The following is a 20,565-nucleotide window of genomic DNA, read 5'->3' on the forward strand; positions in this document are numbered from 1 at the left end:
AAAAAGCTTCAAACATGTTCGGTTTCGAACATTGCGTTTCTGTATGTCCGGTCAAATTACCTAATTTTGCCAAATTCGCAGTTTCCTGTATTGATCGTCTTTTACTTATTGATTTTTAACTAAATAGAATGAACCCAACACCTGCTACCTCTTTGCAAGACATTGTAGGGCATGCCAAAGAATACGGTTTTGTATTCCCTTCTTCTGAAATATATGATGGTTTACAGGCTGTTTATGACTACGGTCAAAACGGCGTGGAGCTCAAAAATAACCTGAAAGCCGCCTGGTGGAAGGCGATGACGCAGCTGCACGACAACATTGTAGGTATCGACGCCGCGATTTTTATGCACCCGCTGACCTGGAAAGCTTCCGGTCACGTGGACGGATTTAACGATCCGATGATCGATAATAAGGATTCTAAAAAACGTTACCGAGCCGACCAGTTGCTGGAAGCAAAAGCGGAACAATATGCCGCAGAAGGTCAGCCGGAAAAAGGGCAGGCATTGCTGGCAGAAATGGGCCGGTTGCTGAGTGCGGAGGATCTGGACGGTGTGCGCGAACTGATCATTGCCGAAAATATCAAATGCCAGGTTTCGGGTACTACCAACTGGACGGAAGTGCGTCAGTTTAACCTGATGTTCAGCACGCAAGTTGGTTCGGTTGCCGAGGATTCCAGCTTGATTTATTTGCGTCCTGAGACTGCCCAGGGGATTTTTGTGAATTTTTTGAATGTGCAGAAAAGCGGTCGGATGAAGATCCCTTTTGGTATTGCGCAAATCGGCAAGGCTTTCCGTAATGAGATTGTGGCGCGCCAGTTTATTTTCCGGATGCGGGAATTTGAACAAATGGAAATGCAATTTTTCATTCGCCCCGGTACTGAAATGGCGTGGTACGAATCCTGGAAAGAAGCGCGGATGAAATTCCATAAAGCGATCGGACTGCCAGTTGAAAAACTGAAATTCCATGACCACGAAAAGCTGGCACATTATGCCAATGCTGCGGTTGATATTGAATTTGAATTCCCTTTTGGCTTCCGTGAAATAGAAGGTATCCACTCCCGCACCGATTTCGATTTGAGAAATCACCAGGAGTTGTCGAAGAAAAAACAACAGTATTTCGATTCTGATCTCAATGAAGATGGAAAACCTTATGGAAACTATATTCCGTACGTGGTTGAAACTTCGGTAGGGGCCGACAGGCTTTTCCTCGCAACATTCTGTAATGCTTACACTTCGGAAACGGTAGGTGAGGGCGAGAATGCGAAGGAGCGTACTTATCTGAAACTGCACCCGGCTTTGGCGCCTTTCAAAGCGGCGGTACTTCCGCTGGTGAAAAAAGACGGTCTGGCGGAAAAAGCGCAGGCAATCGCTAACTCTCTAAAATCAGCATTCAGAACAACTTATGATGATGGTGCGGCGATTGGAAAAAGATATACCCGCCAAGATCTGATCGGAACTCCATTCTGCATTGCGGTGGATTATCAGACGATGGAAGACGATACTGTGACGATCCGTCACCGCGATACGATGGAGCAGGAGCGTGTTCCGATCAGTGAATTGAAAGAAAAAATTGGTTACCAGGTAGCAATCGAGCGGATCCTGGAAGCGATTTAAGGTTTTGATAAAAAAGCAAAAAGGGGCTGTTTTGTAAAAAGCAGCCCCTTTTTTATGTGTAATGTGTGTTATTCTGTTTTGTGCAATCTGATCAGGTCTTCTGAGTTGCCTTTAATGAGATCCACAGAATCGACTTCCAGGATTTGCGCAATCTGGATCAGTCTTTCGAGCGTAATCCTCGTGTAAGCCAGTTCTATTTTACTGTACGCATTTTGCGAAATCCCCAGCTTCATGGCAAGATATTCCTGCGTGTAGTCCCTGAATTCCCTGATTTTCCTGATGTTCTGCGCCACCGATCTGATCTTCGCCTCTATCGTTTGGTTCATGAAATGTATTTTTAATCCAAGAAAAAACCGTGAATTGAGAAACATACGAACCGAAGACTATAAAAAGATCAAATTCAGAGAGAAACACTTCGAAGTAAATGCGCTTTTTTGGTCGTATAGTGGGGTGTCCTAGCCCTGATGACCACAGAGAAATCGGAGCTCTTGAATGCTGGCTGGCAATAGTCGGGAATTTTTATTAATTAGTCGGATCAGTACACCAATTATCCCAGGATGATCAATCAATTATACGGCACGTCGCTCAGCCTGCTTACCGATTTATACCAGCTTACGATGGCCTATGGTTACTGGAAAGCGGGCAAGGCTGAGCAGGAGTCGGTTTTTAATCTTTATTTCAGAAAACATCCGTTTCAGGGCGGTTTTACAATAGCCTGCGGACTAAACAGCGTTATCGATTACCTGCGGGAATTTCGTTTCAGCGAAGAGGACCTGGCCTATGTTGGCTCCTTGACAGGCAGTGACGGAGAACATTTATTCGAGCCTGGTTTCACAGACTACCTGCGAAATCTGGAATTTCAATGTAGCATCGATGCAATTCCTGAAGGTACTGTCGTCTTCCCAAATGAACCGCTTTTGCGCATTCAAGGGCCGATTTTACAATGTCAGCTACTGGAAACTCCGCTGCTGAACCTGGTCAATTTTCAATCACTGATCGCCACAAAAGCTGCCCGGATGCGCCTGGTAGCTGGCGAGGATTCACTTTTAGAGTTTGGTTTAAGAAGAGCACAGGGTCCCGATGGCGGCGTCACGGCTAGTCGAGCGGCGTACATCGGAGGTTTCGATGCGACTTCGAATGTGCTTGCGGGAAAATTGTATGGTATTCCTGTGCGGGGAACGCACGCCCACAGCTGGGTGATGTCTTTCGAATCGGAGCTGGAAGCATTTGAAACCTACGCCAGGTTCATGCCAAACAATGTGACGCTGCTGGTAGATACGTATGATTCGCTGGTGGGTGTACGTCACGCTATCACAGTAGGTAACCAACTGAAAGAGAGAGGGTATCAGCTAGGCGCGATTCGTCTAGACTCCGGTGATCTGGCTTATCTCAGCATTGAAGCGAGAAAAATGCTGGACGAAGCAGGTTTTGAAAAAACAGGCATTGTCGCCAGCAACGACCTGGACGAATACATCATGGACAGCCTCAAAATTCAGGGCGCGAAGATCAATATTTGGGGAATCGGTACCAAGCTGGTAACTGCTTATGACCAACCGGCGCTGGGTGGGGTTTACAAACTGGCCGCTATTAAAAACGAATCCGGCGAGTGGGATTACACATTAAAACTTTCAGAGCAGGCGATCAAAATCTCTACGCCGGGTATTCAGCAAGTACGGCGTTTCAAGGATGCAAAAGGTTTTGTGGCAGATATGATCTTCAACATTGAAACCCCGCTGGCTGGCAAGTCCACCATGATCGATCCCTATGATTTTACCAAAAATAAATCCTTTCCAGCGTCGTCCGAATACGAGGACCTGCTTGTGCCGATTTTTGAAAAAGGAATGTTAACCTATACATTGCCCGACATTCACGAAACGCGTAAAAGGGTGAATAGTCAGCTTTCACATTTTTACAAGGGTATCAAACGCTTCGTGAACCCGCATACCTACCCGGTCGGGTTGGAGAAAGGGTTGTTTGATTTGAAAACGGAGCTGGTTTTGAGGCTGCGTGGGGATGGGCATTTGCCGGAGGCCTGAGCCCCCGGCAATCCTGCTATTTCTTTTCCGGCATCAGCACCACCTTGATGAAATTGTCATCATTAAAATACTTCTGCGCAGCTGCTTTCGTGCTGGCGACTGTGATGGATTTCAGAAGCTTGTCCTGCATGAAAATTTCGTCGAGGTCGTCGCCTAAATAGGTGTTATCATCTAGATAGTCCAGCCAGAAACTGTTGGTTTTCAAAGCTGTTTCCGTTTTACGCCGGGTTTCTGCGACGAATTTGTCGATGTCTTTCGGATCGGCGCCATTTTGTTTGAGTTTGTTGATTTCTTGCAGCGTCCGTTTTACCAGCTTGTCCACATTCTCTGGCCCGCAGCCAAATGCCACGCTCAGACGATAATGTCCGGTAGGAAATTTATCCGTAGACTCCGACACACCCACACCATACACGCCACTTTCTTCTTCACGCAGCGACTCGATCAGCTTGATCTGAAGAACTTCCTGCAGAGCTTCGATCTGAATGTTATTCTCAGGATTGTATTCGTATTCGCCGCTGGAAACTAATGTTACGCGGCTTTTCGGTTCCAGTCCTTTGTAAACCGTCTTCTCGATTTTTCCTTTTGGCGGGAAAATGTTTGGATGCTTGAAAGTGTCGTCCCGGTCCGTAGAAGGCAGTCCGCCCAGGTATTTCTCGATCAGCGGCTTAATTTCCTCTGTTTTAAATGCGCCCACAATCGTGAAAACAAAGTCGGAAGCATCCGCAAAACGGTCTTTGTAAATCGCAACTGCACGGTCCAGACTCACCTTATCCACACTTTCAGGCTTCAAAGGTGCCCGTTTCGGGTTGTGGCTGGTCAATACTGCATTCAGCGAATCGGAATAAACTTTCTCCGGCGTCAGTGTTTTCTGCATGTTTTCCAGGTACGACTTCTGGTTGGCAAGTACACCTGCAACAACATCTGCATCTTTCCGCGGCTCGGTAAAATAAGCGTAAATCAGCTGTAATGTGGTTTCGAGATCCTTCGGATTGGTATTGCCGCCAATACCCTCAGTCAGTTCGCTCACATACGGCCCGGCATTTGCTGTTTTTCCGGCCAAAAATTTCTGCAACTGCGTCTGGTTATAAGGCCCAACTCCCCCCGATTGTACGAGATAGCTGGTGAAAATCCCGGTTTCACGCTCGTCAGGAAATAAGGAATATCCACCTTTCGCTGTGGCTTTGATCAGTATTTCGTCATTTTTGAAATCGGTGGGTTTGAGCAGGACCTTCACGCCATTGGATAATGTCAACTCGGTCACGCCAAGCTTTTCCAATGTTTTTTCAGAAGTTACTTTTCCGGCTTTCGGCTCGGTTTTCAGCAGCGGAGAGTCCGTCACATCATCCACATAAGCCGTCACATCTTTACCGCCTTCTGCCAAGAGCCTCCTGATCTCGGCTTCCGTCGGCAGCTGATCTTTGGTTTTTTCGGCGCTCATAACTACCACAGCCCTGTTTTTGTCGGTAATGTACTTTTTTGCGAGTGCATTTATTTCCACCAGTTTCACGTCGTCCAGGTGTTTTTTTACAAACTCAAAATAAGCAGCGGCACCCATGTAAGGCTTGTCATGCAAGAAATGTTCGAGGTATTCCTGCACGTGATTCGACGATTTTGTCTTGTCCCTTTCCTTATAGTATTGCTCAATGTTGTTGAAGAAATCCTTCTTGGCGCGGTCGAGTTCTGGCTGCGTAAATCCAAATTTCTGCACACGCGCATTCTCTTCCAGTAGCGCCGTTAATGCTGTTTTCATTGTTGAGGCATCCTTTGCCAAAGCGATCGAAGTATAGGAATCGAGGTTGCCCAGGAAATCGCCATACTGACTGCCACCATACAAAAATGGCGGATTGGCTTTTTGGGTCAACTCCTGCATCCGCTGGCCCATCATCGCGTTATATAGTTCCTGCGCGAAGTTGTTGCGGACATCCTGCAAGGTTTTTTCTTTGCTATTAGGCTGTTTATAAATGAGTTGGATCACATTCTGCGGATATTCAGGATCGGTTACGATCGCCACCCGGGTTTGTCCGTCCAGCGGAATGTCGTACTTAGTCCGCTTTTTAGGAGCCACGGGTGGTTTCATCGAGCCAAATTTCTCCGTGATCATTGCTTCCACCTTTGCCACATCAAAATCACCTACTGCAATCACGGCCATCAGGTCAGGTCGGTACCAATCCTGGTAAAAAGATTTGATCGTCTCCGGCTTGAATGTTTTCAGAATGCTATCCTTTCCGATCGGCAGTCGCTCGGCATACCGGGAGTTATTGAGGATCATTTTCAGGTACTTATCCCGCATCCGCTGCTGCGCACCTCGTCCCAAACGTGATTCTTCCAGCACGACGCCACGTTCTTTTTCAATTTCTGCGGGATCAAGCAATGCACCGTGCGCCCAGTCTTCCAAAACCTGTAAGCCTTTGTCCAGCAGCCCGGCCGAATCCGTGGGAATCGGAAGCATATATACTGTTTCGTCAAAACCCGTGTAGGCATTCAAATCCGCGCCGAACCTGACACCGGTTTTTTGCAGGAAATTGACAAGCTCATTTTTAGGAAAATTCGTGGTACCATTGAAATTCATGTGCTCCATAAAATGCGCCAGACCTTGCTGTGCATCGGTTTCAAGCACCGAACCTGCCTTGACGGCCAGCCGTAATTCTGCCCGGTTTTTCGGTTCGGTATTTTTCTTAATGTAGTAGGTCAGACCATTTTTCAGGCGTCCCATTTTAACGTCCGGATCGAGCGGGACCTTCTGGGTGGCCAGTGTTTGAGAAAATGAGGGATTTATGAGGAAAACTCCCAGTACTGTGACGTACAGAGCGACAAACGCCTTTTTCATTTTTCGAATTTTAATTTGATTGAATGGCGAGAAAGTTAACATAAATTATTGAATGCTTTCAGGGCATGCGAGGCCTTTAAAGTCCAGCCCATTATCAAATTTTATCTTCGACAGGTCTTTAAATGTGGTAATGCTATCCGTTTCTGTCACATCACCAAAGCCTTCGGTCCAGCCTGAGCCATTTTTCAAAAACACCACTTCCCGCCTCGATTCCATGCCCTCCGAAGAAAATGTATAGTTGGCAAGCAATGTGTCACCGCGCATTTTGCCTTTGATCTTGCCCTGATTTTTATCTTTCTCGAAAAACGCATAAGACAATTCGCCGGTCACAATGCTGTCCGAAAGATTGATATGCAGAAATGCGGAATCTTTTTTTGCCTTATAAATAAAGCATTCATAGCCCTGAACCGGTTTTTCGGTTTCCTGTTTCTCCGAGGTGGAGTCAGATTTGGTATTGCATGAAATAAGAAAAGCACTACAAATGCAGGTCAAAAGAAGGTATTTTATCATCTTGAAATTCGGGTTTTTTGAGAATTAAAGCTTGCCAAGATCTTCAAAAACATTTAAAACTGAAAGAACGGAAAAGCAAGTGAAGAATTATTGTCTTTCCACAGAATCCAGTCTGGTAATTTCAATCACCTCGATCGTCAGAAACCCGAATTCGTCGACCACTTTGCCGTAAATTTTGTAAACACCTTTCACCGAAAACTTAAATTTCGCAGCGACCGGCGGGAAATGTACCGTGTCGATAAAGTCGCCCCGCTGATCCAGAAAAGTGCCGAAATGCATGGTTTCACCTCGTGCCGTCCGTGTATTCTTTACCGCCACGAGATACCCATACTGAATGATCTCGCACCCGACATATTTGTGCAAATCCTGGCTCATGACGCTCGGCGGAAGCGGATATTTCAGCAATTCAAAAGGGCTGCAAAGCGGATATCCGAGTAATTCAATCTGGTCATAGGCGTCGTCGACCGGCGAAGAATGAAAGGTTGGCAATTCGAAATCCTTCACTTCGGTCTGGAAAAGATGCTTTTGCGGCGCCTTCACAGGCGTAGTACTCAGCCTGAAATGCGCTTTCCAAAGCAATGTTTTCTTATCAATCCCCGTAAAACGAAATGCGTCAATGCGGATCAAAATCGTCAGCTGCTCGATTGAAATGGCAACGCGATCAAGGAAATTGTTCATGGAAGTAAATTCCCCGTCAGCTTCCCGGGCCTCAATGATCCGCGCGATGGTTTTTTCTTCCATTTCGCTCAGAAATTGCATGCCCAGGTAAATGTTATTGCCTTCAATAATGGCTTGTGCAAAACTGTGGTTGACACAAGGCGGTAACACATTGGCGCCGAGCATTCTCGCCTCATGAATGTATAGTTCCTGCGCATAGAACCCGCCGCCATTATTGAGCACGGCTACCATGAATTCCAGCGGATAATAAGCCTTCAAAAACAAGGTTTGATAACTTTCGACGGCGTAAGACGCAGAGTGTCCTTTCGCAAAAGCATATCCCGCGAAGCTGGCGATCTGGTCCCAAATGTCCTGTGCCATCTTGGAATCATAGCCCAATTCATGGCAGTTGCGGAAGTATTTTCGTTTTACCCGGTCGAATTCTTCCCGACCGCGGAATTTCCCGCTCATCCCGCGCCGGATCACATCGGCCTCAGCCAATGTGAGTTTTGCGAAAAGATGCGCCACCTTGATCACGTCCTCCTGATACACCATAATGCCGTATGTTTCAGGCATTAACTTCATCAGTTCGGGATGCGCTTCTGCGCGTCGATCTTCATACCGGTGCCGTAAAATATACTCGCGCATCATTCCGCTTTTAGCCACGCCGGGGCGAATGATGGAGCTCGCCGCCACCAGTCCCAGGTAATTATCCACTTCCAGTTTCCGCAAAAGCATCCGCATCGCTGGCGACTCGACATAAAAGCAGCCGATACATTGCGCCTGTTTGATCAGGTTATTGATCCTCGGGTCTTTCTTGAATTTTTTTACGTCATCAATGTCTATTTCAGCTTCTTTCGGGCGGTTATAGCGGATAATTTCCAGCGTTTCCTTGATTTTCGCCAAGCCTCTTTGTCCAAGAATATCATATTTATTCAGTCCCACATCCTCCGCGATCACCATGTCAAACTGGGTCGTCGGGAAGCCTTTGGGCGGCAGGTCCGTGGCTGTAAAATAATGTATCGGCCGCTCGGATATCAGGATGCCGCCTGCGTGAATGCTCAGATGGTTGGGCTGGTTATTTTCCTGAAAATAGCGCGCGTATTTGAGGATCAGGGTGGCGTACTGGTCCAGCTTGTTCGGGTCATATTTGCCATCACTCAGCGCATCAATTTCGTAAGCCGGCAAACCAAAAACCTTCCCCAATTCTCTCACTGCCGCGCTGTGCTGGAAAGTGTTATAAGTCGCCAGCAGCGATGCCTGACCATTTTTACCGAATCTTTCGAATATATGCCGCGTCACATCTTCGCGGTCGCGCCATGAAAAATCAATGTCAAAATCAGGCGGGTTTTTGCGGTACAAATTCATGAACCGCTCGAAATACAAATCGAGCTCAATCGGGTCGACATTGGTGATATTGAGCAAATAAGCGATAATGCTGTTCGCGCCGCTTCCGCGCCCTACATAGTAATAACCTTTCCGGCGAGCATAGCTGGTAATGTCGTGGTTTACAAGAAAAAACGGGATATAGTTTTGTTTTTCAATGAGTTCCAATTCCATATTAAACCTGTCGAGAATGTCATCATTCACATTGGCCCCGTACCGGTAGCGCAGGCCGTCGCAAGCGAGCTGGTAAATGAGCTGGTAATCTTCCTGCCGGCTTTTGGTATAAAGCCGCAAGTTCTGATGTTCCCTTTCATCGCCAAATGTGAAGTGCACATGACATTCGGCCATGAGTTTTTCAGTGTTGTAAATAATATGGTCGACATCTTTGAAATGATATCGCAAGACTTTTTGCGGCATAATTTGTTCACCTTCCTCCGCTGTCGCCGACACTGGAAGTTTCGCTAGAAGCGTATTTTCCGAAATTGCCCGCAGCAAGCGGTGCGCATTAAAATCTTTCTTGGACCGAAAACTGAGCGGCTGCATAATCACCAGCTTGTCTCGGAATTTGAAAAGCGGTGAAAAGGGGATCCGCGTCAGGTCTTTGGTGGATACGCCGATATATTCATTGGGCAAAAGTAGTTGCCTGCCACTTCTCGCCAGTTTTTCAAAAGGATATATAAAGCTGACATTTTCCAGTTCAGCTGCCGGCGCCTCACTTGGAAGATCCTGTCCGGAATGCAGGTATCCCGACAGATACGCATTCATTTCCTGAAAACCCGTATTATTCCGTGCAATACCCACGAACTGCTGCTCGATCCCATTCCGGAAATCGACACCCACAATCGGTCTGATGTTATGCCGCGGCGCCATGCGAATAAAATTCAGGCAGCCGGATGTATTATTAATGTCAGTCAATGCCATATAGCCATACCCATTTTCGTGCCCCATCCGAAGCAGTTCCTCCTCGCTAATCATCCCATAACGAAGGCTAAAAAAAGAGTGACAGTTGAGTAGCATATTCTTAAAAAACGGACTAGTTACTAAGCATTCCGGTGGGCCGGGATCATGGGCGGCTCACCGTTAAATGGGTTGCCCATGCTGGCAATGTTGGGGATGCCGATGGTGGTGCCCCAACTTAAAATGGAGTTTCCGCGGTTATCGGTGCCGTACCGGTTTCTGATATAATCCATGGCCATATAAAGGTTCAGGCGTTCTTCTGTATCGTCAAATAGGTTGATCTGGTAATTTCCATTGACCAGGTCGCTGAAATGTACACCTACCAGCCTGACCATCATCCGGCGGTTGTGGAGCTGGTCAAACAACCTTTCGATTTGCGGAATTAATAAATGATCCGCGGATGTGTAGGGGATCTTCACCTGTTTTGAAACGGTATTAAAATCAGAATAGCGGATTTTGACAGAAACGCAGGAGGTTAATTTGTCACCGGTACGGAGCTGATAGGCCAGATTTTCGCCCATCGCGCGCAACATTTCCCGAATTCGCTTGATATCCCCGGTGTCTTTGCCGAACGTCCTTTCATTTGAAATGGATTTTCGCTCGTGAAAAGGTACGATCGGCGAGTTGTCCAACCCGTTTGCGCGGTTCCATAGCAGCGTACCGTTTTTGCCCAGTATCTGCGTCATCATTTCCACCGGCATTTCCTGGATCGTTTTAATGTATTTCACGCCCATATCGTACAGGATCTTATTCGTTTTTTCACCCACCATCGGGATCTTTTGTACGCGCATGGGTGCCAGGAAACTCTTTTCTGTTCCTGCATCTACTTTTCGCTGATTGTCGGGCTTGGCTTCTCCGGTGGCTACCTTGGACACGACCTTACTGGTGGAAAGCCCGAACGATATAGGGAGACCACTCTCTTTTTTAATGCGGGTCCTGAGGTCTGATGCGATCTGGAAACTATTGAAAAACTTATCCATGCCAGATAAATCTGCGTAAAACTCGTCAATGCTCGCTTTTTCAAAAACAGGGACTGTTTGACTGATAATCTCGGATACTATTTTGGATTCTTTGGAATAAATGCCCGCCTCGCCTTTGATCACGATCGCCTCGGGACACAGGTTACGTGCCATTTTCATGGGCATGCCGGAATGCACACCGAATGTCCGCGTCTCATAACTGCACGCCGCAACCACGCCCCGGTCGCCGGTGCCGCCCACCAGCACTGGCTTTCCGCGCAAGCGGTCATCGTGTTTTCGCTCAACGGATACAAAGAAAGTATCCAGGTCCATGTGTAAAATAGTACGATCCATTGGAATATTTACTAATTGATGGATTAATTCCAAATATATGGAACATATCCATGAGTTTAAAGGAATTATTCCAAAATATTTTCTATCTTTGAAAAGTGTTTATGTATCGATCTTTTTTACAATTCGGAGAGTCAGGATGCAAATCGAGGAAGAATTCAAACGTTTCAAGCAGGTTAGGGAAGAATTAGGTTTAACGCAATCAGGTTTTGCTGATGAGCTGGGCATCGGCGCCACCACAGCCGACATTGAGCGCGGCCGGACCCGCATTCCTGGTCAGGCAGTGAAGGAGCTTTTAAAAAAATACCATATCAATCCGCTCTGGCTTTTCGGCGACAGTGCGCAGAAACATTTATACTCTGATAAAGTTTCGGTTACGCCAAAGGTAGTCACAGTGGATAATGCTGGTAAAGAGAACATTGTGCTGGTTAATGCAAAGGCTGCCGCCGGTTATCCTAATAATATCGGTGATGCGCAGTGGTTCGAAAGCCTGCCTGCATTCAGTATCCCGCTTCCGGAGTTCCGTAATGCTACATTCCGCGGTTTTCAGGTAGATGGCGATAGTATGCAGCCAGCGCTACATTCTGGTGAATGGATTGTTGGAAAGGCGCTGGATGACTGGGATAACCTCAGCAGCAAGCAAATGTATGTGGTGGTGACGGTCGATAGTATTCTCGTCAAAAAGATCCAGAAAGAGGCCGATTCCCAGTTCATCAATCTCATTTCACTCAATCCGGAATACATGCCCATCCGCGTCGACCGCAATGATATCCGGGAAATCTGGCTCGTCAACAGTAAGTTGACCTTTGATCTGGAATCAGGCGGTAAGGAAGTAAGTCTGCAGGGATTGTATCAGGAAATGAAGGAGATGCGGGCGGAGATGAAGAAGCTGGTGAAGGGGTAATATTCCTAAACCTCTTCCGCAATCAACTGCTTCTCATATAACTCCTTATAAGCACCATTCGCAGCCATCAATTCGGCGTGGGTACCTAGTTCGACGATTTTGCCTTCGTCGAGGACGACGATGCGGTCGGCGAGTTTGGCGGAGGAGACGCGGTGGGAGATGATCACGGAGGTGCGTTGGTCCATGATGCGCTTCATATTGTTGAGGATGATGTTTTCGGTGTTGGTATCGACGGCGGAGAGGCAATCGTCCAATACAAGAATTTTGGGGTCCCTGGCAATGGCGCGGGCGATGGATAGTCTTTGTTTCTGGCCTCCCGACAACGTGATGCCTCTTTCTCCCAGCACAGTGTCATATTGCTGAGGGAAGTCGATAATGTTGTTGTAAAGGTCGGCGTCCTTTACAGCCTGCTCAATGCGGTCGAATGGCATGTCCAGCGTGCCGAAACGTACATTGTTTTGAATTGAATCTGAGAAAAGGAACACATCCTGCGGCACATATCCGATCTGGCGGCGGTATGCATGGACGTCGTAATCTTTCATCGGAATGTCATCGATCAGGATTTGACCGGCGGTTGGATCGTAGAGCCGACAGAGCAAATGTGCCAAAGTACTTTTGCCTGAGCCGGTTGTTCCTAGAATCGCGACCGTTTCTCCTGATTTTATTTCCAGATCAAAATTTTCCAGTGCATGGATGCCTGAGTCGGGGTAGACGAATTCTACATTTTTGAATGTGATCTTGCCTTCAAGCGTTTTTGTAACATTTTTCTCAGAAACCAATGTTGTTTTTTCATTCAAAAACTCATTGATACGGGCTTGTGACGTAGCAGCCCGCTGAATCTGGCTTGTGGTCCAGCCGAGCGCCATCACGGGCCAGGTCAGGATATTGACATATAAAATGAACTCGGTAATGTTTCCGGGCGTAAGGTTACCGCTGATAATTTCCTGCCCGCCGACATAAATCACGAGAATATTACTGAGACCGATCAGCAACATAATGATCGGATAAAAGAAAGCATCGACTTTGGTGAGTTTCAAAGACCTTACCTTAAATATTTCCGCCTCTTTCTGGAAATTGGTAAATGAATGTTTTTCTTGCACAAATGACTTGATCACCCTGATCCCCGAAAATGCTTCCTGCACATAAGTTGACAGGGCGGAAAGTTGCTTCTGGATCTCCTGCGAGCGTTTCATGATCATACTGTTGACCACATATACACTGATTGATAATACAGGCAACGGCAACAAAACATAGAATGTCAGCTTGGCGCTGACGGAAATCATGTAGGAAATCACCAGGAAAAAAAGCACGATCAGGTTGATTCCGTACATTAAAGCGGGACCCACGTAAATCCGTACGTTACTGACATCTTCGGAAATCCGCGCCACCAAGTCCCCTGTACTATGTCTGCGGAAAAAGGAAGCGGGAAGTGTCTGATAATGTTGGTAAATGTCGTTTTTCAAGGCAAACTCAATGTGCCGGGACATCACAATGATCGTCTGCCGGACCAGGAACAAAAAGATCCCTTTCAGCAGCGCCATCACGAGTATCAGCAGTCCGTAAAGCAAAATGCTGAACGCAAAAATGTCATACATTTCGGTTTGCAGGGAAACGCCTTTAAAGAGGTAATAAATGTCCAGTGTTTCGATCACCAAATCCAGCGCGTAACGTACCAGCTGGGCCGGGATAATGCCGAAAAGATTGGAAATAACGGTAAAAACGATCCCCAGAATGAGATACCACTTGTATTTCCAGAAGTACTTGTTGAGGTACTTTAATGCCTTCACCAGTGAATGTTTTAAGCCGGGAGTGATTGACTATCTAAAGCGAACATCCTATTTCTTCAAAACGTTGCAAAATCGAAAGCCGCTATTTCATTTTTTCGATTATGAACAAAATAGTCTAATTTTGCGGTCAATTTTAAACAATATTGCGAGGTACACAGAACAGCCTTGCCTATATACAGACTCGTTCTTTGATTTACTGTACCTTTTATCAAACTAGTGTTTCCGGCTTATGCTGAATAGAAGATTATTGAGGACAAAAGCGGTTCAGGCGCTTTATGCAAGACAACTGACAACCGATGCGAACCGGTTACTGGCGCTTGACAACATTGATGAAGCTTTTGCGCCGGATTTGAATTCCATGGAACCCCAAAACAGGCCAGCGCTGGCGGGGATGAAAAGGTTGGCGGGCATGACGCTGGATGAGCTGATAAAAAACGGCAAACCAAATGAAGATGAGGAGCTTCCCGACAAAGTAATCCGGGTGGCGACTAGTGCTTTTGAAGCTTTTAAAAGACAGACCGCGGCGGACGGTGAGAAGATGGTAAGGCGCGTTTTGAATGAAACGGAATCCATTTACTCGGAATTTATAAGAGTGATTTCCATGCTGATAGAAATGTCGCACCAGGCGAAAATCGACAGGGAAAGAAGGTATGATGACCCGGAATCGCCTTTTCCCAAAGACTCGGGACTCGATACAAACAGGGTTATCAGTGTTTTAATTGCTGATAAAACCCTGGAAGAAGAAATTATCAGAAGCGGCGTAACCTGGGGGAATGATATGAACCTGATCCGCAAAGTATACCGCGAGGCGCTTCGTAAGGACAGTGAATATGAAGCTTATTGCAAACAGGCGTCCCACTCTCCGGAAGAAGACCAGGCGATTGTCCAGCACATTTTAAGACAGATTATCCTGAAACATGAGGTTCCGCTGGACTATTTCGAGCAGCGCGACCTTTACTGGGCCGACCACAGCGAGCTGATCAGGAGCCTGGCTATCAAAACATTAAAATCCGCAGATCATAGCCATACATTCCAACTGGCGCCTTTGACAAAAGACTGGGAAGAGGATCGTGCCTTTGTGGAAGAGCTTTGCCGGATCGTGGTGGCAGAGGGTGATCAATACGATGTATACCTGGACGAGCAACTGAAAAACTGGGAGCTGGAAAGGGTAGCTTTGGTGGATTTGATCATTTTAAAAACAGCATTGGCCGAACTGATACATTTTCCGGGCATACCTGTAAAAGTGACGATCAACGAGTTTATTGAAATAGCAAAAAGGTACAGTACCCCAAAAAGTGGTAAGTTTGTAAATGGCGTCCTGGACGTTCTTTCTGTCAAACTGGCCAAGGAAGGCATCATTAGAAAAAGTGGCCGGGGGTTAATTGACAATAAATAATAAAGCCCGAAGCAACCGTTTTACAATGGAATAGTTTTTGGGATAATGCCAGATAACGGACATGCCTAAGGCCTTTGCCGCGGCAAAAACTTAAAGAAATCATGAGTAAAACCAGTAATAGTTTAATCGCTTTCCTGACGGGGTGTGTAACGGGTGCAGCATTGGGTGTTTTATATGCTCCCGACAAAGGCGAAGTGTTACGCACGCAGCTGACCTACAGGTTGTCTAAATACCGGGAAAAATTGCAGGAGGTGGTTCAGGACCTTGTAGACAAAAAAGACCAGCCCGATAATTTTTCGAGAAGCGAAGGTGAGAGGGTTGTGAATGATGCACGCGAAAAAGCTGAAAAGCTGTTGGAAGACGTGGACAGGCTCATGGCTCAGATCAAAGGGCAAGCCAGTTAAGCAACCAACATGATGAAACTCAGATCCATTTTGATGCTATTGGGGATTGCACTGGCATTTTCCAATTGTTCGAAAGAGAGAAAGGACGAACAAAAACAGGCGGATGCAAAAATGCCTGTTTTTGCTTTAATTGATAGTGCTTCCTACGATTTCGGAACAATCCAGGAAGGGGCTGTTGTGGAGCACGATTTCAAATTCCGCAACGACGGCGAATATCCGTTGATCCTCAATAATATTACATCTTCCTGCGGCTGTACCACGCCCGAGTGGCCTAAGGAGCCGATCGGTCCGAAACAGACTTCAAGCATTAAAGTGCGTTTTGACAGCAAAAATAAATCGGGCCCGCAGGTGAAAACCATCACGGTTTATGCCAATACCGAGCCTGCCTACTCAGAATTAAGACTTCGCGGCATTGTGAATGCGGTTCCCAAGCACGAAACAAAAAACTAACTTACTAATCCATCTATTACAATGACATTCTCTCTATTAGCACAAGCAGCAGCAGGCGGTTCGCAAGCCATGATCTACCAGGTAATTATGTGGGTAGGTATCATTGGCGTATTTTATTTTTTCATGATCCGTCCGCAGCAGAAGAAGCAGAAGGAGCAAAAAGAGCTTCTTACTAACTTGAAAAAAGGTGATCAGGTTGTGACGATTGGCGGTATTCACGCCAGGATTTACACCGTTGAAGAAACAACAATTACACTGGAACTGGATAAAGGTGTTAAACTAACTGTTGATAAATCTGCCGTTTCGCGCACGATAGCAGCAGCCTAATAAAATTTCAATTTTTGTCGTGAGTTACGTTCCACCAAACCAAAACAGAATCAAAACTTTCCTGGGCTGCCTGCTGGCCGCATCTTTCTTTTGGTTAATGAATGTGCTGAACAAGGATAATTATTCACTAAAACTGAATTATCCGCTGTCCATCGAATACGATAACTCGGCATTTGTTTCCATGAAGCCGCTTCCGCGGCAAATTTCGGTGAATGTTTCGGGCGATGGTTGGAGCCTGCTTCAAAAATCGTGGCTGAATTTCAATGCTAACCCGGTTGTATACAGAGTTCAGAATCCCAATAAAGCAAGTGTCATTAATTCGACGGCGCTGGCAGACCAGGTGAATGAAATGTTCCCGAACCTGCGCGTCAACTATGTCGTCGCGGATACATTTGAGCTGAATTTTGAGCCCAAAATCCGGAAAATTATTCCGATTCGGGTGGATAGTGCGAATATTAACATTCGCGAAGGATATGTGATATCCAGTTTCATCAATGTTTCTCCCAGTCTGATTTCCGTCGACGGGCCGGTTTCATTGGTGAAGCTTTATCCCGATACCATCCATGTGTCGGTTCCAACTCCAAAAATTCAGAATAACTACGACGAAAGCCTGCCGATCCCGCTGCCGGTATCCCCGCTTGTGGAAGTAAGTCACCGGGATGTTTTCATCAGTTTCGAGGTGGCACAATATCTTCAGGCACCGCCCTTGTAATGTAAATCCTTCATTTTATGGTTAGGTCAAAGCCTCTTCAAATTGGTGTTACCGGTGGAATTGGTTCTGGGAAATCTATGGTTTGCCAGTTATTTGCGTGTCTGGATATTCCTGTTTACCAAGCCGACAGCCGGGCCAAGTGGCTGAGTAACTATCATGTTGAGGTTAGAAGGCAAATTGTTGAATTGCTTGGGCCTCAGGCATATAATGACCAAGGTTTGTACGATACGACTTATGTGGCGTCGCAGGTTTTTCAGAATGAAACATTACTAAAACAGCTCAACGCAATTATACACCCAGCCGTGATGCGCGATACCAATGAATGGGTTGAGCGAAATGCTACGTCGCCTTATGTGGTAAAAGAAGCGGCGATTATGAATGCAGCGGGACAGGGCAATTCTCTGGATTATGTAGTGGTGGTCGATGCACCGGTAGAGCTGCGGGTGCAGCGAATTTTACAAAGAGACCGGCGCACCGAGCAGGAAATCAGGGCAATCATCACCAGGCAGGTGTCAGATGAATCGAGGCGGGGAATTGCTGATTTTGTGATAACTAACGACGAGTCTTCCCGGCTGATCCCGCAGGTACTTGACCTGCATCAGATTTTTCTTGGTAAAAGAAAGGTTGTTTAGAAATCAACATCCAGCCCTAAAGCCTGCTTTAATTCCAGCAGGTAAGGGTTTTTCTCAGCCATATAATTGAATTTTTCAGCCGGTGTGTAGGGTAACCGATTTACTTCCTGAGGCGCCACCCTTGGGTTAATGTCAAGCTTTGGCGCATTAATACGGCTTTTCAGGTAACCCAATAAATCATACCTCACATTTTGAATCGCTTCCTGCTGATGTGTATTGTCCAGCGCGATTTCAATTGTCAAACCGTCGAGTTTGATTTCCCTTCTCAGTGAAATCTCCTCAGTCGTGGAGTTGCCTGCCTGCTTCCGTTTTTCTGCGAAATCGTACCAATGTTTTTGCAATACTTCAAAAGACAGTTCCTCTTTTCTTACACCATTCGTGAAATTTTGTGCGTTTTCCTGAGTTTCGGAAACGGCTGTTTCCTTCCTTTCCGGAGTTGAAATAGCAGGTGCTGCATTTAAGGAAATGGTTGTCCTCAGCCTTGAAGAGGCAGGTGGCTGTATAGCAGCAGTTGGCGCCGCGCTCTCGTTTCCGTTTTGAATGTTCGGAGCAGCGCCGTTTTCAGGGATAGTAGGAGTTACTGTGTTAGGCTGGGGTTCAGGCTCAACTTTTTTTTTTGCCGTTTCATCAACGGCGGCAAGTGAATCGAGCTGTAAAATCTGCGGGAGACTGGCCAATTTCATGAGGCAAAGCTCAACATGCAGCCGCTGATTCTTGGCCGATTTATAATTGATATCACATTGCCCGGTAATGCTAAGCGCCGAGAGCAAAAAGCTCATGTCCGCCATCGCGGACTGCTCCTGGTACTTTCTTTCCGCGGATTCCGAAACCTGCAAAAGTGAAATCGTGGCAGGATCTTTCCCCACCAGCAAATTTCTGAAATGTTCCAGCAAGCCGACTACAAACAAATGTCCGTCAAAACCTTTTCGCAGAATTTCGTCAAATAAAACCAGCGATTTGGCAATGCTGCCGGAAGTAAGGGCGTCGGTGATTTTGAAGTAATAATCGTAGTCCAGAATGTGCAGGTTTTCCAGGACGGCCCCGTAAGTCAGCTGGTTATCTGTTGAAAATGTTACGTTCAAATCGAACATGGAGAGCGCATCACGGAGACCGCCATCCGCTTTTTGTCCGATCAGTTCCAACGCTTCTTTTTCAGCTGTGATGCCTTCTTTTCTGGCAATATCAGCTAAGTGATAAGCGATATCCCGCGACTGAATTCTGTTGAAATCAAAAATCTGGCAGCGCGAAAGAATGGTCGGCAGGATCTTGTGCTTTTCAGTCGTAGCAAGGATGAAAATAGCGTAGCTCGGTGGCTCCTCCAACGTCTTCAAAAAAGCATTGAAAGCCGCCTGTGACAGCATGTGCACCTCGTCAATAATGTAGATCTTATAGTTGCCGGTCTGGGGAGGATAACGCACCTGATCGATCAGGTTACGGATATCCTCCACGGAGTTGTTAGAGGCAGCATCCAGCTCGTGAATGTTGAAGGAGGCATTGTTCTGGAAGCTCACGCAGGACTCGCATTCGCCGCACGCTTCTACGTCATCTCCCAGGTTTTGGCAGTTGATTGTTTTGGCCAGAATCCGCGCGCAGGTCGTTTTTCCAACCCCTCTCGGCCCGCAGAAAAGGAAAGCCTGAGCGAGGTGATTGGTACGGATTGCGTTTTTTAATGTGGTAGTGATGTGCGACTGTCCAACGACGGAGTCAAAGGTAACCGGGCGGTATTTTCTGGCTGAAACAACGAAATGATCCATGATGCAAGATACTTCCGTGCACTGGATTTTCAAAGCTGCTATCTGGTGACGAGCGGGTAAACGCGGACGTAGTCCACCTCCATTTTTTGTGGGAAAATGCTGTCATCCAGGCCTTTTTGTCCACCCCAGTTTCCACCTACAGCAATGTTTAAAATCAAATGAAAAGGTTTGTCAAAAGGCCATTCCGCCCACTGGTAACCCGGCTGTTTTTCGAACTTGAAATAGGCATTTCCATCGACCAAAATCGTAACCGTCTCGGGCGTCCACTCGCAGGAATAGACGTGAAATGCGGTGGAAGCATTTGTAACCAGCACATTATTGCCTTTATTGGTATGGATCACGTGGTTGAAAGCTTTGGTATGAATGTTACCATGCACCCGGTCCTGATCAAACCCGACGTGTTCCATAATGTCAATCTCGCCATTATCAGGCCAGCCGTGATTGCCATAATTATTTTCGCTGAACAACATCCAGATGGCCGGCCACGTGCCCAAACCAGTCGGCAGCTTCGCCCGAATCTCAAACTTCCCATACAGGAAATCCCCTTTCCCTTTCGTAACCAGCCGCGCCGAGCTGTAATTCTGCTTTCCGGACTTTTCCTTGATGACCGTAATGATCAGATTACCATTCTCAACCTGCGCATTCTCAATCTTATCCGTATAATTTTCCAGCTCATTATTCCCCCAGCCATCGTCTCCGAGCGCATAGCCCCACTTGGTAGCATCAGGTTTGCCGGAGTAGTTGAATTCGTCCTGCCAGGAAGGCGTGGCTGCGAATTCGTAAACGGAAGATTTTGGGGTTTGAATGGATTGGGAACAGCCTGTAAGAATACTTACGCATGTTAGCAAGAATGCCAGTAATAGACGATCCATTATTTTATCGATTTGGCTGACGATTGTCGAA

Annotated in this window: 17 protein-coding genes; 9 read left to right on the plus strand and 8 right to left on the minus strand. The window is 46.7% G+C overall.

All coding sequences use genetic code 11. From position 1 onward, the window contains the following. Positions 1–128 precede the first annotated feature (128 nt). A complete protein-coding gene (locus FEN17_RS16565) occupies positions 129–1,613 on the plus strand; it encodes a glycine--tRNA ligase (RefSeq protein ID WP_138366441.1) in 1,485 nt (494 codons plus the stop codon). Between the two features lie 68 nt (positions 1,614–1,681). Here the strand turns inward: FEN17_RS16565 and FEN17_RS16570 are convergent, their stop codons facing one another. Then, positions 1,682–1,939: a helix-turn-helix domain-containing protein gene (locus tag FEN17_RS16570; RefSeq protein ID WP_138366442.1), complete on the minus strand. Its 258-nt coding sequence runs from the start codon at positions 1,937–1,939 to the stop codon at positions 1,682–1,684. Positions 1,940–2,170: 231 nt separating this feature from the next. Between FEN17_RS16570 and FEN17_RS16575 the strand changes: the two genes are divergently transcribed. After that, complete coding sequence (locus tag FEN17_RS16575; protein ID WP_138366443.1) at positions 2,171–3,649, plus strand: nicotinate phosphoribosyltransferase; 1,479 nt, start codon at positions 2,171–2,173, stop codon at positions 3,647–3,649. Between the two features lie 16 nt (positions 3,650–3,665). Here the strand turns inward: FEN17_RS16575 and FEN17_RS16580 are convergent, their stop codons facing one another. The 4 genes from FEN17_RS16580 to dinB all read right to left on the minus strand — a co-directional run bounded on the left by FEN17_RS16580 (position 3,666) and on the right by dinB (position 11,299). After that, complete coding sequence (locus FEN17_RS16580) at positions 3,666–6,476, minus strand: M16 family metallopeptidase (protein ID WP_138366444.1); 2,811 nt, start codon at positions 6,474–6,476, stop codon at positions 3,666–3,668. Positions 6,477–6,521: 45 nt separating this feature from the next. Then, the gene (locus tag FEN17_RS16585; RefSeq protein WP_138366445.1) at positions 6,522–6,986 is read right to left on the minus strand and encodes a hypothetical protein; all 465 of its coding nucleotides are present in this window, start codon (positions 6,984–6,986) and stop codon (positions 6,522–6,524) included. An 87-nt stretch (positions 6,987–7,073) separates the two neighbouring features. Next, a complete protein-coding gene (locus FEN17_RS16590) occupies positions 7,074–10,046 on the minus strand; it encodes a DNA polymerase III subunit alpha (protein WP_138366446.1) in 2,973 nt (990 codons plus the stop codon). A gap of 23 nt (positions 10,047–10,069) precedes the next feature. Continuing rightward, positions 10,070–11,299 carry a DNA polymerase IV gene (gene dinB / locus FEN17_RS16595; RefSeq protein ID WP_138366447.1) on the minus strand — a complete coding sequence of 410 codons (1,230 nt, stop codon included), beginning with the start codon at positions 11,297–11,299 and terminating at the stop codon, positions 10,070–10,072. Positions 11,300–11,336: 37 nt separating this feature from the next. Here dinB and FEN17_RS16600 point away from each other — a divergent pair, with 37 nt between their 5' ends. Beyond that, positions 11,337–12,200, plus strand: coding sequence for a LexA family transcriptional regulator (locus FEN17_RS16600; RefSeq protein ID WP_229208851.1), 864 nt, complete (start codon positions 11,337–11,339; stop codon positions 12,198–12,200). 5 nt (positions 12,201–12,205) lie between these two features. Here the strand turns inward: FEN17_RS16600 and FEN17_RS16605 are convergent, their stop codons facing one another. After that, a complete protein-coding gene (locus tag FEN17_RS16605) occupies positions 12,206–13,987 on the minus strand; it encodes an ABC transporter ATP-binding protein (protein ID WP_138366448.1) in 1,782 nt (593 codons plus the stop codon). 229 nt (positions 13,988–14,216) lie between these two features. On the opposite strand from FEN17_RS16605, the gene nusB reads away from it, so the two are divergent. From nusB to coaE, 6 genes are all read left to right on the plus strand, one after another. After that, positions 14,217–15,383, plus strand: a complete 1,167-nt coding sequence (gene nusB, locus FEN17_RS16610; RefSeq protein ID WP_138366449.1) for a transcription antitermination factor NusB — start codon at positions 14,217–14,219, stop codon at positions 15,381–15,383. A 101-nt stretch (positions 15,384–15,484) separates the two neighbouring features. Next, positions 15,485–15,787: a YtxH domain-containing protein gene (locus tag FEN17_RS16615; protein ID WP_138366450.1), complete on the plus strand. Its 303-nt coding sequence runs from the start codon at positions 15,485–15,487 to the stop codon at positions 15,785–15,787. Positions 15,788–15,796: 9 nt separating this feature from the next. Further along, positions 15,797–16,237 (plus strand): DUF1573 domain-containing protein, encoded by a 441-nt coding sequence (locus FEN17_RS16620; RefSeq protein ID WP_310589765.1) that lies wholly within the window; start codon positions 15,797–15,799, stop codon positions 16,235–16,237. A 21-nt stretch (positions 16,238–16,258) separates the two neighbouring features. Then, positions 16,259–16,564 carry a preprotein translocase subunit YajC gene (yajC, locus tag FEN17_RS16625; protein ID WP_138366451.1) on the plus strand — a complete coding sequence of 102 codons (306 nt, stop codon included), beginning with the start codon at positions 16,259–16,261 and terminating at the stop codon, positions 16,562–16,564. Positions 16,565–16,583: 19 nt separating this feature from the next. After that, positions 16,584–17,276 carry a YbbR-like domain-containing protein gene (locus tag FEN17_RS16630; RefSeq protein ID WP_229208852.1) on the plus strand — a complete coding sequence of 231 codons (693 nt, stop codon included), beginning with the start codon at positions 16,584–16,586 and terminating at the stop codon, positions 17,274–17,276. 17 nt (positions 17,277–17,293) lie between these two features. Next, the gene (gene coaE, locus FEN17_RS16635; RefSeq protein WP_138366452.1) at positions 17,294–17,908 is read left to right on the plus strand and encodes a dephospho-CoA kinase; all 615 of its coding nucleotides are present in this window, start codon (positions 17,294–17,296) and stop codon (positions 17,906–17,908) included. On the opposite strand, the gene FEN17_RS16640 is transcribed toward coaE, so the two are convergent. Together FEN17_RS16640 and FEN17_RS16645 are read right to left on the minus strand one after the other, a co-directional pair. Continuing rightward, positions 17,905–19,662: a DNA polymerase III subunit gamma/tau gene (locus FEN17_RS16640; RefSeq protein WP_138366453.1), complete on the minus strand. Its 1,758-nt coding sequence runs from the start codon at positions 19,660–19,662 to the stop codon at positions 17,905–17,907. The two genes, coaE and FEN17_RS16640, sit on opposite strands and share 4 nt — an antisense overlap. A gap of 38 nt (positions 19,663–19,700) precedes the next feature. Continuing rightward, positions 19,701–20,534: a glycoside hydrolase family 16 protein gene (locus FEN17_RS16645; protein WP_138366454.1), complete on the minus strand. Its 834-nt coding sequence runs from the start codon at positions 20,532–20,534 to the stop codon at positions 19,701–19,703. Between the last annotated feature and the right edge of the window lie 31 nt (positions 20,535–20,565).

Origin of the sequence: Dyadobacter luticola (genome assembly GCF_005860805.1) — a bacterium.
GTDB classification, from domain to species: Bacteria; Bacteroidota; Bacteroidia; order Cytophagales; family Spirosomataceae; genus Dyadobacter; species Dyadobacter luticola.

Excerpts from the sequence above, each read along its gene's own strand:
- FEN17_RS16565 (WP_138366441.1), top strand. The coding sequence starts at position 129 with ATGAACCCAACACCTGCTACCTCTTTGCAAGACATTGTAGGGCATGCC.
- FEN17_RS16570 (WP_138366442.1), bottom strand. The coding sequence starts at position 1,939 with ATGAACCAAACGATAGAGGCGAAGATCAGATCGGTGGCGCAGAACATC.
- FEN17_RS16575 (WP_138366443.1), top strand. The coding sequence starts at position 2,171 with ATGATCAATCAATTATACGGCACGTCGCTCAGCCTGCTTACCGATTTA.
- FEN17_RS16580 (WP_138366444.1), bottom strand. The coding sequence starts at position 6,476 with ATGAAAAAGGCGTTTGTCGCTCTGTACGTCACAGTACTGGGAGTTTTC.
- FEN17_RS16585 (WP_138366445.1), bottom strand. The coding sequence starts at position 6,986 with ATGATAAAATACCTTCTTTTGACCTGCATTTGTAGTGCTTTTCTTATT.
- FEN17_RS16590 (WP_138366446.1), bottom strand. The coding sequence starts at position 10,046 with ATGCTACTCAACTGTCACTCTTTTTTTAGCCTTCGTTATGGGATGATT.
- dinB (WP_138366447.1), bottom strand. The coding sequence starts at position 11,299 with ATGGATCGTACTATTTTACACATGGACCTGGATACTTTCTTTGTATCC.
- FEN17_RS16600 (WP_229208851.1), top strand. The coding sequence starts at position 11,337 with ATGGAACATATCCATGAGTTTAAAGGAATTATTCCAAAATATTTTCTA.
- nusB (WP_138366449.1), top strand. The coding sequence starts at position 14,217 with ATGCTGAATAGAAGATTATTGAGGACAAAAGCGGTTCAGGCGCTTTAT.
- FEN17_RS16615 (WP_138366450.1), top strand. The coding sequence starts at position 15,485 with ATGAGTAAAACCAGTAATAGTTTAATCGCTTTCCTGACGGGGTGTGTA.
- FEN17_RS16620 (WP_310589765.1), top strand. The coding sequence starts at position 15,797 with ATGATGAAACTCAGATCCATTTTGATGCTATTGGGGATTGCACTGGCA.
- yajC (WP_138366451.1), top strand. The coding sequence starts at position 16,259 with ATGACATTCTCTCTATTAGCACAAGCAGCAGCAGGCGGTTCGCAAGCC.
- coaE (WP_138366452.1), top strand. The coding sequence starts at position 17,294 with ATGGTTAGGTCAAAGCCTCTTCAAATTGGTGTTACCGGTGGAATTGGT.
- FEN17_RS16640 (WP_138366453.1), bottom strand. The coding sequence starts at position 19,662 with ATGGATCATTTCGTTGTTTCAGCCAGAAAATACCGCCCGGTTACCTTT.
- FEN17_RS16645 (WP_138366454.1), bottom strand. The coding sequence starts at position 20,534 with ATGGATCGTCTATTACTGGCATTCTTGCTAACATGCGTAAGTATTCTT.